At 60.3% G+C, this 12503-nt stretch carries 13 protein-coding genes; 7 read left to right on the top strand and 6 right to left on the bottom strand.

From position 1 onward, the window contains the following. The first annotated feature begins 17 nt into the window (after positions 1-17). From BY454_RS07445 to ccmI, 7 genes are read left to right on the top strand one after another with little or no spacing between them, the layout of a single operon-like run. Positions 18-761 carry a heme ABC transporter permease gene (locus BY454_RS07445; protein ID WP_104415862.1) on the top strand — a complete coding sequence of 248 codons (744 nt, stop codon included), beginning with the start codon at positions 18-20 and terminating at the stop codon, positions 759-761. A 3-nt stretch (positions 762-764) separates the two neighbouring features. Then, a complete protein-coding gene (gene ccmD, locus BY454_RS07440) occupies positions 765-1004 on the top strand; it encodes a heme exporter protein CcmD (RefSeq protein WP_104415861.1) in 240 nt (79 codons plus the stop codon). A gap of 13 nt (positions 1005-1017) precedes the next feature. Further along, on the top strand, positions 1018-1488 hold the full coding sequence (gene ccmE, locus BY454_RS07435; RefSeq protein WP_104415860.1) for a cytochrome c maturation protein CcmE: 471 nt from the start codon (positions 1018-1020) through the stop codon (positions 1486-1488). Positions 1489-1522: 34 nt separating this feature from the next. After that, a complete protein-coding gene (locus BY454_RS07430) occupies positions 1523-3520 on the top strand; it encodes a heme lyase CcmF/NrfE family subunit (RefSeq protein ID WP_104415859.1) in 1998 nt (665 codons plus the stop codon). Next, a complete protein-coding gene (locus BY454_RS07425; protein WP_104415858.1) occupies positions 3517-4053 on the top strand; it encodes a DsbE family thiol:disulfide interchange protein in 537 nt (178 codons plus the stop codon). Before BY454_RS07430 ends, BY454_RS07425 begins: the two co-directional genes overlap by 4 nt. Further along, positions 4053-4538, top strand: coding sequence for a cytochrome c-type biogenesis protein (locus BY454_RS07420; RefSeq protein WP_104415857.1), 486 nt, complete (start codon positions 4053-4055; stop codon positions 4536-4538). Before BY454_RS07425 ends, BY454_RS07420 begins: the two co-directional genes overlap by 1 nt. 54 nt (positions 4539-4592) lie before the next feature. Next, positions 4593-5861, top strand: a complete 1269-nt coding sequence (gene ccmI, locus BY454_RS07415) for a c-type cytochrome biogenesis protein CcmI (RefSeq protein WP_104415856.1) — start codon at positions 4593-4595, stop codon at positions 5859-5861. 24 nt (positions 5862-5885) lie between these two features. Here ccmI and BY454_RS07410 read toward each other — a convergent pair whose 3' ends face one another. From BY454_RS07410 to BY454_RS07385, 6 genes are read right to left on the bottom strand one after another with little or no spacing between them, the layout of a single operon-like run. Beyond that, positions 5886-7259: a BatD family protein gene (locus BY454_RS07410; protein ID WP_104415855.1), complete on the bottom strand. Its 1374-nt coding sequence runs from the start codon at positions 7257-7259 to the stop codon at positions 5886-5888. Then, a complete protein-coding gene (locus BY454_RS07405; RefSeq protein ID WP_104415854.1) occupies positions 7253-8983 on the bottom strand; it encodes a VWA domain-containing protein in 1731 nt (576 codons plus the stop codon). The genes BY454_RS07410 and BY454_RS07405 overlap by 7 nt, the downstream gene beginning before the upstream one ends. After that, positions 8976-9995 carry a VWA domain-containing protein gene (locus BY454_RS07400; protein WP_104415853.1) on the bottom strand — a complete coding sequence of 340 codons (1020 nt, stop codon included), beginning with the start codon at positions 9993-9995 and terminating at the stop codon, positions 8976-8978. The genes BY454_RS07405 and BY454_RS07400 overlap by 8 nt, the downstream gene beginning before the upstream one ends. Then, positions 9992-10456 carry a DUF4381 domain-containing protein gene (locus tag BY454_RS07395; RefSeq protein ID WP_104415852.1) on the bottom strand — a complete coding sequence of 155 codons (465 nt, stop codon included), beginning with the start codon at positions 10454-10456 and terminating at the stop codon, positions 9992-9994. The genes BY454_RS07400 and BY454_RS07395 overlap by 4 nt, the downstream gene beginning before the upstream one ends. Then, entirely contained in the window at positions 10453-11388 is a 936-nt protein-coding gene (locus BY454_RS07390; RefSeq protein ID WP_104415851.1) for a DUF58 domain-containing protein, read from the bottom strand. The genes BY454_RS07395 and BY454_RS07390 overlap by 4 nt, the downstream gene beginning before the upstream one ends. A 28-nt stretch (positions 11389-11416) precedes the next feature. Beyond that, complete coding sequence (locus tag BY454_RS07385; protein ID WP_104415850.1) at positions 11417-12379, bottom strand: AAA family ATPase; 963 nt, start codon at positions 12377-12379, stop codon at positions 11417-11419. Between the last annotated feature and the right edge of the window lie 124 nt (positions 12380-12503).

Genomic DNA, 12503 nt, shown 5'->3' with positions numbered 1-12503 from the left:
AAGACGGTGACCAACTGATGTGGCAATTTTTTCACAAGCTGGGTTCTCCCAAATGGTTTTACGGGATCGCAACCCGGTTTATGCCCTGGCTGCTGGTGGCAGGGTTGATGTTGTTGCTGGCCGGCCTGGTGTGGGGGCTGGCATTCGCGCCCAAGGATTACCTTCAGGGTAATAGCTACCGGATTATCTTCATTCATGTGCCCACCGCTTTCCTGGCCCAGTCCATGTACATCATGATGGCTGCGGCGGGTGTCGTTACCCTGGTCTGGAGAATGAAACTGGCGGATGTGTTCGTGAAAGCCGTGGCGCCGGTAGGGCTGGTGTTTACCTTTCTGTCGCTGTTTACCGGCGCTGTCTGGGGCAAGCCCACCTGGGGCACCTGGTGGATCTGGGATGCACGCCTGACCTCCATGTTGATTTTGCTGTTCCTTTATGGGGGCGTGATTGCCCTGGACCGGGCCATCAACGATGAAAAATCCGCCGCTCGCGCCGTCGCGGTCCTGGTGCTGGTGGGCGTGGTGAACATCCCCATCATCAAATACTCCGTGGAGTGGTGGAACACCTTGCACCAGCCCGCCACCCTGAAGCTGACTGAGGAGCCATCAATGCCAACGGAAATGTTGGTGCCTTTGCTGTTGTCCATTGCGGGGCTGTACCTGCTTTTCGGCTGGCTGGCCTGTCTGAGGATGAAAACCGAGATTCTGGTGCGGGAACAGAGAACCCGCTGGGTAAAAGATATGATTATGGCGGGAGGGCGCTGATCCATGGCATTCGACTCCTTTTCAGCATTTCTCGCAATGGAAGGTCACGGCCCCTATGTCTGGACCTGCTATGCGGTGTTTGTGGTCTTCGTGGCCGGCATGATGTTCTGGTCGGCCAGGCGCAACCGGGCCGTCATCGAAGGGTGCAAGCGCCGTTTTGAGCAACAGCAGGGAACTTCCGGGCAGGATGTCAGACAAAAGGCGTCAGCCACCTTTACACGAGTAGAAGTTTCCCAGGACTGACAGGCGATAATTCATGCATCCAATTCGAAAAAAACGACTGACGATTGTGGTCTTCCTGATGGCGGGTATTGCTATCGCGGTGGGCCTCACCACGTACGCCCTGCGTCAGAACATCAACCTGTTCTATGACCCGACCCAGATCGCCGCCGGGGAGGCGCCGACGGATGTCAGGATCCGGGCCGGTGGCATGGTGGAAGAGGGCAGTGTCCAGCGTGAGTCGGACAGTCTGAAGGTACAGTTCCGGGTAACCGATTACTCGGCGTCGGTACCGGTGCAGTATGACGGCATTCTGCCGGACCTGTTTGCGGAAGGGCAGGGCGTCGTTGCCATGGGCCGCCTGAACTCCGAGGGGCTATTCGTGGCCGATCAGGTCCTGGCCAAGCACGATGAAAACTATATGCCGCCGGAAGTTGCGGACTCCCTGGAGCGTGCCGAGAAGAGTCGGGCTGATGCGGAAAAAGCCGCACAGAGCGCCTCCTATTAATCTTTCAACGTACACCTGAAATTGGGGAAGCTTGATGTATCCGGAACTCGGACAGCTTGCACTGATTCTTGCGCTGTTGCTGGCAGTGCTTCTCTCTGTTGTGCCCCTGGTTGGTGCCCTGACCGGGCGAGATAGCCTCCAGGCCTTCGCCAGGCCACTGGCTTCGGGCATGTTCGTGTTCACCGGTCTGGCTTTTGCCATTCTGGCGCACGCATTTCTGGTGGATGACTTCTCGGTCGCCTACGTGGCCAACAATTCCAACAGCATGCTTCCCTGGTATTACAAGTTCAGCGCCGTTTGGGGCGGCCATGAAGGCTCGCTGCTGTTATGGGCGCTGATGCTGTCGGGCTGGACCCTCGCCGTTACCATATTCAGTCGCAAACTGCCGTCGGTGATGATCTCCCAGGTGCTCTCCGTGCTGGGTATGATCGCTGTCGGTTTCTTCCTGTTTGTGATCATCACCTCCAACCCGTTTGATCGCCTGCTTCCCAATATTCCCGCCGATGGCCGTGACCTGAACCCGCTGCTGCAGGACATTGGCCTGATTATGCACCCGCCCATGCTTTATATGGGCTATGTGGGCTTCTCGGTGGCCTTTGCCTTTGCCATTGCCGCGTTGATTAATGGTCGGCTGGATGCGGCCTGGGCGCGCTGGTCGCGGCCCTGGACGACGGTGGCCTGGGCATTCCTGACCGTCGGTATAGCCCTCGGCAGTTGGTGGGCCTATTACGAGCTTGGCTGGGGCGGCTGGTGGTTCTGGGACCCGGTCGAGAACGCGTCCCTGTTGCCGTGGCTGTCCGGCACCGCCCTGATGCATTCGCTGGCGGTCACCGAGAAACGTGGTGTGTTCAAAAGCTGGACCGTGTTGCTCGCGATTGTCAGCTTTGCCTTGAGCCTGCTGGGTACCTTCCTGGTTCGCTCCGGCGTTCTTACTTCCGTGCATGCATTTGCCTCTGACCCGGAGCGGGGCAGCTTCCTGCTGATGCTGCTGGGTATTACCGTAGTGGCCAGCCTGGTGCTTTATGCGTTCCGGGCGCCGGTGGTGCACGTGCGCTCCCGTTACGGCTCCCTCTCCCGGGAAGTCTTCCTGCTGTTCAACAACGTGTTGCTGGTGTCAGCCACCGCGTTGGTGGGCATTGGCACGTTGTATCCGTTGGTATTGGATTATCTGGAGATGGGTAAGCTGTCCATCGGTGAGCCGTTCTTCAATACCACCTTCAGTCCGTTGGCCGTGGCGACGGGCTTGCTGCTGGGTGTGGGAATTTTCTCCCGCTGGAAGAAAACCGACGGCGGCTGGCTGGCGCGTAAGCTGCTTTGGCCCCTGGCCCTGAGTACCGCTATTACGGCGGCTGTCATGATCGGTTATGGAGGCTTTACGCCCTGGGCTTTCCTGGGTGTGTTTACAGCCGTCTGGGTGACGGTGGCCACCTTCTGGGATATCTGGGACAAGTCGTCGTCGCGTAATGGCCGGTTGTATGGCCTGCGTCGCCAGTCTCGCAGCTACTGGGGCATGGTGCTCGGGCATCTGGGCGTGGCCATGGTGATGGCCGGTGCCACCATCGTCTCGAACTACGGTATTGAGCGGGATGTACGCATGCAACCGGGGGATTCCGCCATGGTGGGGGATTACCGGATTGTGTTCACCGACATTGGTCAGCGTGAAGGCCCCAACTACACCTCTGAATATGGCAGCTTCGATGTGTACCTGGATGGCAAACAGGTGTCCGAACTGCATCCTGAAAAGCGTAACTACACGGTTGGCATGAGCATGATGACCGAGGCCGACATTGATGCCGGTCTGTTCCGGGATGTGTTTGTGGCCATTGGTGAGCGCATCAGCGACGAAGCCTGGGCCATCCGGGTGCAATACAAACCGCTGGTGCGTTGGCTGTGGTTGGGTGCCCTGGTGATGGCGTTGGGTGGCTTCCTGGCCATTGCCGACAAGCGTTACCGGATCCGCGTGAACAAAGAGAAGGAAGCCAAGGTGATTCAACCGGATGCTTCGGGAAAAACGGCTGAGGTGACCTCATGAAGCGCCTGTTTCTGTTTTTGCCGCTGATTGTGGCGATCGCTGTCGGCGTGTTCCTTTTCGCCGGTATTGGCAAGGATCCCACCCGGCTGGAGTCGGTACTGATCGGTAAGCCGGTACCTGAATTCAGCCTGGAAAGCCTGAATGACCCGGAGCGCCGCCTGGATACGTCGCTGCTCAAGGGTGAGGTGTCATTGCTGAATGTTTGGGCGGAATGGTGCCCCTCCTGCTGGGACGAGCACAAGTACCTGATGCGTTTGTCGAAGGACAAGGGCGTGCGGATTGTTGGGCTCAACTACAAGGATGAGCGGGAGGCGGCCTTCCGTTTCCTGAATCAGCTGGGCAATCCCTACGAAACCATTATCTTCGATCCCAAGGGCAAACTGGGCTTTGACCTGGGGGTTTATGGCGCACCCGAAACCTTCGTGATTGATGCCGACGGCGTGGTCCAGTATCGCCATGTCGGAGTTGTGAACCAGAAAGTCTGGGAACAGGAGTTGTTGCCAGTGATCAACAAAGCGAAGGGTAATAGCTGATGCGCCGTTTTCCGATCCTGTTGTTCGCTCTTTTCGCGCTGAGTTTCACGGTTCAGGCTGAAGTCAAAGACGTTTACGACTTTGATACACGAGCCGAGGAACAGCGTTACCAGAATCTGATTGCCGAACTTCGTTGCCCCAAGTGCCAGAACAACAACATTGCGGATTCCAATTCTGCGATCTCCCAGGACATGCGGGATGAAGTCTACCGAATGATGAAAAACGGCGCTTCCAACGAGGAAATCGTGGACGCCCTGGTGAGCCGTTTCGGTGAGTTTGTCCAGTACAAACCGCCGGTGGACCGGCGCACCATCCTGCTCTGGGCCTTTCCGGCGATAGCGGTGATTGGTGGGTTCCTGGTGGTTGTTGGTGTGGTCATGCGGTCGCGCCAGCGTGAACAGCAGGGCGAAACCCTCAGCCAGGAAGACAAACGCAAGGCCGAACGTATCCTGGCGGGTGAGAGCGACGAATCGGCCAAGGGCTGAGAACGTTCCACGCGCTAATGGTTTTTACACGTACCGAATAACGAAACCTGACCCATGACCGAAACATTCTGGATTGCCGCAACGGTATTCATTCTTTTTGCGCTTGTTTTCGTGCTTTACCCGGTGTTTTTCCACCGGCCCAAGGCGCGGATCGAAGCGGACCTTCGACACCAGAACCTGCTGGCGTACCGTTCCCGTCTGAAAGAGCTTGAGCGGGAACATGAAGCCGGCATTCTGGACGATGAGAGCTTTGATCAGCTCAAAGAGGAACTGGCCGGTGCCATGCTTGATGACGTGCCGGAGAACCAGGCACCCGAGAAACGCGTGCCCGGTCGTCGCAGTGCCATCGTGGTGGCGCTGATTGCCCTGGTTTTTCTGCCAGTGGGTACCTATCTGGGGTACCAGCAATGGGGCGCGATGGACCAGGTTGAACAGTTCATCACCATGCAGGAGATGGAAGCCTCCGGCGGCAACAAGGCCGTGCGTATGGCGGAGCTGGCGGAGCAGTTGCGTGATCGCCTGGAGGAAAGCCCCGATAACGCTGAAGGCTGGGCCATGTTGGGCCAGACTTACATGCGTATAGAACAGTATGAAAAGGCATCCCGCGCCTATCAGCAGCTGGCGGATGTGGTTGAAGGTAATGCCAATGCCCGTGCCACTGCACTCGGTCTGGCGGCCCAGGCACAGTTCTTTGCCAGCCAGGGGCAGATGACGCCGGAGGTGGTGGATACCATTGAGGCAGCCAAGGCATTGAACCCTGACGAAGTGAATTCGCTGGGCCTGGAAGGCATTTATGCGTTTGGCCAGGAAAACTATCGGGAGGCAATCGAGTCCTGGGAGCGCATTCTGGAAGTTGCCCCGGATCACCCCCAGGTGGCCTCTATCCGCGAGGGTGTTGCTGAAGCCTATCGCCGGTTGGGTGAAACACCCCCGGTGCCCCAGGCGCCTGAACCGGTGGCCAGCGAAGGGGTAGATCTGCGCGTTTCCCTGGCCGAGGACGTGAAACAGCAGGTTTCAGACGACACTACATTGTTCATTTTTGCCCGGCCGGTTGGCGCATCGGACGGCCCACCGCTGGCGGTGGCGCGGATGACGGCTGGTAATCTGCCGGCGGACATTCGCCTGGATGACAATTACGCGATGTCGCCTCAAGCCGCCATTTCCGGACAGCAAGAGGTGACCGTCGTTGCGCGCCTGAGCCGCACCGGCAGTGTGCAGCCTCAGCCGGGTGACTGGCAGGGTCAGGTGCAGGCCAGCGTTATGGCTCCTGGAGAACAGGGGCAGCCTGTACTGCTGGTCATTGACGAGCAGCTCACCAACTGATGAATGTTGTACCCGTCGAGGCTGTCACCCTGACAGTCCCGGCGGGTAGAGAGGCGGCAGGCCAGTGGGCTTTGTCGTCCCGGCGTTTCCTCGCTTTGCCTTCTCGATTGCCTGAATCAGGCGCTCTCTTTGTGCCTTCGGCACTGGCTGGTCCTGGCCCTTCATCGAGAACAGGCTTTCCTCAAAGGCCGTCAAGGCGGCTTCCAGCTCCGCATCCCTTAAGTAACGAAGCACATCCTGGGTAGTGACAAAGCGTTTTCCGGCGTACTTTTGGATGGCCCAGTGCACCAGAAGTGCGGAGGTGCGGGGAGAGCTGTCTTTGATCGCCTGGATCAATCGCTCATAGGCCTGTTTGTCCGTTTCATGGGTTTGCTGAGCGGGCTTTCTCCGTGCTTTATCCGCTGGTCCCCTGGTACGCCACCAGAGCACGAGCGTTGCCAGCCACAGGCCAGCGAACAGAAGGGTGCTCCAGAACCAGACTGACATGTCGTGATTTTCCGCCTCTTTGTTGGTGCCCGGCGCATCCTCCGCATCCATGGTCGGTGTGTCGGCTGGGGCCGGCGCTTCCAACGACGGCTGGGAACCGCTGATCTGGTAGTTCCGGGCAGGTAATGCTGCCTGTTCAAGCCGATCGGTTTGGGTATTCCACCAATACACCGTCAACTCCGGCACCGAAGCCGGCCCGGCTTCTACCGGAACCAGCGCAAAGCTTTGCTGGAGAATTCCCTGCAGCCCGTCGGGCGAGGCCTGTGTGTGCCGTTCCGGCTGATCCGGGTACTGACGGATTGCCGGCGAGCCGGTTTGCGGGAATGCAGGCAGGGCTTCTGCTGGCAGTCCGTTCACCTCCAGGGTGAGCTGACGTGTCAGGTTTCGTCCTGCCTCCAGTTCCTTCGATGCCGGCAGGCCGTCACTGGTTAAGGTTACATCGCGGGCGGGCAGCCATGGTGTGTTGGCTGGATAAGCATCGGGTATTGGCTTCACCGGTACATCGTAAAGTTGTTGACGGTCTTTAACCGCCTGCAGTCGCCTTGAGGAATCACGGACATGGCCTTCGAAGTGGATGGCCGGCAGTGTGAGCGTACCCGGGCGTTGGGGGAAAATGGCATAACGCCGTTCGATGACCTGATACCGGACGCCGTCCCGGAACTGCACCGATTCCCGCTGGCTGCCAAGCCTTTCAATGATGGCATTCGGGTGCGAGGGTTCGGACAGTTCGCCCTGGACCAATGCTCCGGAGAAATACAGCTGCACACTGAGGATCAGCTGTTCCTGGACATAGACTTCGGCTTTGTCCGCGGAGAGCTCAAGGAAGGCGTCCCGGCTTTGCGCCGTGACCGGCAGGGATGCCGCGAGCAGGCTTGCCAGAGTGAGCAGGGTGCAGAGTACGTTTTTCACCATGGGGTATCGCCTTCATCGGTCGCCGTTTGGCGTTGTTCGTGCTGTTGCAGGAATTTGCGCTGTAACAGGCCGCCCGGGTTATCGGGAATGCGCCTTAGCCACTGCTCCTGGCCCTGGTCCAGTGTGTCATCCGCCAATGGGGCAGGCTGATTGCCACGTCCGGGTTCGTTGTCGGGCTCCTGGCTTTGCGACGGTTTGGCCGCCCGCTCTTCGGGCTTCTGATCCGGTTCGGTTTGCTGTGATGGTTGCTGGCCCTCGTTGCCATTGCCACCATCTTGTTGCTGTTGCTGTTGCTGTTGCTGTTGCTGTTGCTGTTGCTGTTGCTGTTGCTGTTGCTGTTGCTGTTGCTGTTGCTGCTCCAGCGCCCGTTTGACCAGTTGCCGGTTTTCGCGGGCGGCCTCCAGTTCCGGGTTGGCCTGAAGGGCCTCATCATAGGCACTGATGGCCTGTTCCAGCTTGCCGGCCCGGGCCAGGGCGTTACCACGATTGTAGTGGCCGATGGCCCCGGGTTGTTTGGCAAAGGCCTGGGCGGCTGATTCGTATTGTTCGTCCCGGTAGAGCGCCGTGCCTCTCCAGCCGGGCTGTTCCAGTTGCCGGGCGGCCGTCTCCGGGTCCTGTTCAATCAGCTCCGGGGCTCGTTGGTCTTCCCGCTGCCACAACCCCGCCCAATCCAGTGCCTGCGCCGGTCTGGGCGTCAGCGCCATGGGCAGCAGTGCCAACGCCAGTATGGCAAACGCGCCCCGCCGCCAGGCCAGTAACAGGAGCGGGGCAGCCAGCCAGAGCAGCCAGTAGCCGTCATCCTGCCAGCGGTTGGCGCTCAGTCCGTCCTCGGCATCGGTCCATTCACCGGTTTGGGTCGTTGTCAGGTTCAGGGCCTGGATGTCGGTATTATCAAGGGTTAGAACATGGCTTTGGCCGCCGCTGGTTTCCGCCAGACTGGCCAACCCCTCTGGTTCGGCCCTGGCTATGACAATTTCCTCTCCATCGCGAATAAAACCCCGTTGGGCCAGCGGCATGGGGCCGCCCTCTCGGGTACCCACCACCAGCGTGCTCAGGCTGTAATCGGTTGCGTTAAGATCGCGAGTTATCCGTTCTCGGTAGGCGTCGTTAACCTGGTCGGTCAGCAACAGGATGCGGCCCTGGCCAATGGCCCCTTGCCTGAGTAACTCGATGGCCTGTTTGATGGCCAGGTCGGCCCGATTGCCCTGGGCGGGCATGATCACGGGTTCCAGCACGTCCAATAAAGCCTCAATGGTCCGGGTGTCCTGGGTCAGGGGCGTGACTACATGGGCGTCGCCGGAATAGACCACCAGGGCATTCAGGCCGTCCTCCCGCGCGGCCAGGATGTCCCGTATCTTGCGTTTGGCACGGGTCAGTCGGTCCGGCTGGACATCGGTGGCGAGCATGGATAGTGACAGGTCCAGAACCAATACCAGGCTGTCCTCGGACTGTTTCAGGGGGGTCGGTGCCTCGCGCCAGCTTGGGCCGGCCAGGGCGATGGCCAGGGTTATCCAGGCGAGGCTCAGGGCGAGCAACGGTGAGCGCCGGGGCTGATGCGCTTCCGGCCCCTCCCGGTTCGGGATCAGTGGCTTGAGCAAGCGGGCGGGAATGTGAGCCTGCCAGCCGGTTTCCTGCTGGTTCAGTCGGTGTCGGAGTGCGTAAAGCAATGGCAGGAGTAGCAGTAACGTGAGCCAGAGCGGTCGCAGGAAATGAAAGTCAGTCATGGCTGGCCTCCGCGTTGGCCCTGTTGCGCCGGTGCCCACCGCCCAGGCGGCTGGCCAGCAACAACAGCCCCAGCAGGGTGGCCAGGCCGGCGGGCCAGACATACAGGTCTTTAACCGGGCGGTAGGTCTGTCCGTCCTGTTCAATCGGTTCCAGCTGGTTGATGGTATCGTAAATCCCTTCCAGTTCCTCCAGGTTGCGTGCCCGGAAATACCGGCCTCCAGTTTGCTGGGCCATACGTGTGAGCAGGCCCTCGTCGAGGTCCCGGGATGGGTTTATCCGCTGGTTGCCAAAGATGCCCCGCTGGATCATGGATTCTGCGCCAATGCCCACGGTGTAAAGCCGCACAGCTGCCGCGCGGGCGATCTCAGCTGCCTTGTCCGGAGTGACTTCACCAGCGGTATTGGCGCCGTCTGTCAGCAGGATAGCCACCCGTTGTTCCCGGGGACGTTCACGCAGCCTTTTGACGGCCAGGCCGACTGCATCGCCAATGGCGGTGGCGCGGCCGGCCATGCCCAGTCCGGCTTCATGCAGCAGCGTTCTTACGGTTTCACGGTCAAACGTCAGCGGGGCTTGCACGTAAGGTCGGGTGCCAAACAGAATCAGCCCCAGACGGTCGCCTTCGCGCCGGGTGATGAAATCGTCCAGTACCCGTTTGACCGCCTGCAGCCGGTTCAGGCTTCGCCCCTGCTGGATCATGTCCCGCTCTTCCATACTGGGCGAGATGTCCACCAGCAGCATCAGATCGCGACCGGTGACCGGCAGTTGCGTCTGTTCACCCACATGTTGGGGGCGTGCCAGGGCCAGCACCAGGCAGAGCCAGGCAAGAAGCATCAGTGCCCGCCGCCACCGGGGTGTGCCCTGGCCATGGGTGCTGACACCGGGCATGGACGTTAACCAGTGACCGATCGGCAACACCGGTGCCTCGACGCTCTGCCGATGCGGCCTGCGGACAAAGGGCAACCAGGGCAATAACACCAGCAACAATAACCAGGGGTAGGCCAGCGTGATCATGATCGCGCCTCCAGCCAGGCTTTGGCGATGTCCGTGGCCTCTGTGGGCGGCAGGGTCGGGACTGGCTGCCAGCAGGCGGTGATCATGGCCTGGATGGCTTCTTCGTCGCCGGTACCCAGTGGCATGGTTTCAAGCAGGAAATCACGCCAGGCGTTGCCACTCAATGATTCCGGCCGTCGCTCTGGGAAAGCGTGTCGGGCGGCCCGCTTGAGTAGGGTATTGAGCTCGCCAAACCAGTCGGGGTGGGGCTCGGCGCGTTGTTCCAGTTGCCGGAGTTCGGCCATCGCGTCCCGGTGCCATTGGGTGTGGCGACGCCGGCGGCGCCACCAGAGCAGGGAGCCCACCACTAACAGGAATAGCAGGATCGCAAGGACCCACCAACCGGGTGCGGGCGGCCACCAGCCGCCGGTTTCAGGCAACTGGATATCGCGCAATTGCGAGAGCGGATCCTGACCGTTCACGGGATGCGCCCCCCTGGCCCGAGCAGCCGTCGTAACGATTCAGTGGGCGCTTCGCCGGTAACGACCGTGGTAAAACCCACGCCGGTGGTGCGAAAGCACTCGTTGAGTTGCTGCTCATGGCTATCCACTTTTTGCTGCCAGGCTTCCCGGAACACCGGGTTGCCGGCGTCAAACCAGAGCGGACCATCCGGCCCGGCAACGGCGTATCGGCCCTTTTCGGGCAACTGCTTTTCCAGTGGGTCCTGAATGCGGATCGCGGTAACGGTGTTATGTCGGCCAAGCTGGCCCAACAGGTTCCGGGTGTTCTCACCAGGCGTCATGAAGTCGCTGATGACGAAAATCCTGCTCCCTGTATGCGCCACCCGACGCGCTTCGGCCAGAGCGACGTCCAGCCGGTTGGCAGGGGTGGCGTTTGCAGGTGCCGATCCCGGCTGGTGCTGTTGACGCGCCAGGTGATCCAGCAGCCGCAGCACCGATTTTTTCCGGCGGGCGGGCCGGACGACTTCCAGGGTGGTTTCGTTGAACACCAGTCCGCCCACCTGGTCACCGGCCCTTAGCGCCAGCCAGGCAAGCAGGGCACTGAGTTGCGCGCAACGTACCTGTTTGTAGGCGCCGGTACTGGCAAAAAACAGGGTGGGACCCAGGTCGGCAACCAGCAGGACTGGCCGTTCCCGCTCTTCTTCGTAGATCTTGGTGTGTGGGGACTGGCGCCGAGCAGTTACCCGCCAGTCGATGCTGCGAATGTCGTCGCCCGGCTGATAGGGGCGCACCTCGGCAAAGGTCATGCCCCGGCCTCGTTGGCGTGACTGTTTCAGGCCTGCCTGGCGGCTGCGCGCCGGTTTTACCGAAGGCAGGCGCAGGGCACGGGCGTCGGCCTGGAGTCGGACCAGGTCGCTCAATGTAACGTGAGTCGCTTCACTGGGGGCGGACATTGGCTCTACCTGCGTCAGGTCCATGGGATCAAGCGGTTACCGGTACCCGCTCAATCAGTCGCTGTAGTACATCGTCGGCGGTCAGGCCTTCTGCTTCTGCCTCGAAGGTAAGGAGAATGCGGTGGCGTAATACATCGAACGCCATGGTACGAACATCATCGGGAGTGACATAGTCCCGTCCGTCCAGCCAGGCCAGGGCGCGGGCACAGCGGTCAAGGGCAATGGTGCCCCGGGGGCTGGCTCCAAAGGCGGTCCACTGGGCCAGCTCCGGGTCCAGGGTGGCGGCATCCCGGGTGGCGAGAATCAGTGCCAGCAGATACTGCTCAACCGGCTCGGACATGTAGATGTCGGCCACGGCGCGACGTGCGGACATGACGTCTTCTTCGGTCAGGCGAATGTCGGCCTTGGGGACGCCGTGCCGGTAATCGTCGCGCGCCAGGTGCAGAATCCGTTTTTCTGCCTCTGCCGAGGGGTAGTCAATCATCACATGCATCAGAAAACGGTCCAGCTGGGCCTCGGGCAGGGGGTAGGTGCCTTCCTGCTCAATGGGGTTCTGGGTGGCCATGACCATGAAAAGTCCGGGCAACGGGAAGGTTTTCTGACCCACGCTGACCTGGCGTTCCGCCATGGCTTCCAGCAAAGCGGATTGGACTTTAGCCGGAGCCCGGTTGATTTCGTCGGCAAGAAGCAGATTATGGAACACAGGGCCGCGCTGGAATTCGAAATGACCAGTTTCGGCGCGGTAGATCTCGCTGCCGGTCACATCGGAGGGCAGCAGGTCCGGCGTGAACTGGATGCGATGGAAATCGCCTTCCAGGTGATCGGCCAGGGCCTTGATGGCCGTAGTCTTGGCCAGGCCGGGCGCGCCCTCCACCAACAGGTGGCCATCGGCCAGCAGGGCAACAAGAAGCCGTTCAACAAGGGCTTCCTGGCCGATGATGCGTTGACTGAGCTGGGTTTTCAGATCACCGAACGTTTGCTGTAACGACATGAGGTGTTAAGCCCTTGGTTGCTGGTCAGTTGCAGAAGACGAAAAAGCGTCTAGGTAATTGCCGCAGTTTTCGTGGCATCTCGGCAAAAATCAAGGGCTTGACTATGCTTATGGCAGCATGAAT

The organism is Marinobacter persicus, from assembly GCF_002934325.1.
Lineage (GTDB): Bacteria > Pseudomonadota > Gammaproteobacteria > Pseudomonadales > Oleiphilaceae > Marinobacter > Marinobacter persicus_A.
The sequence above is the reverse complement of the archived record's forward strand: the minus strand, read 5'-3'. Positions and strand labels throughout refer to the sequence as shown.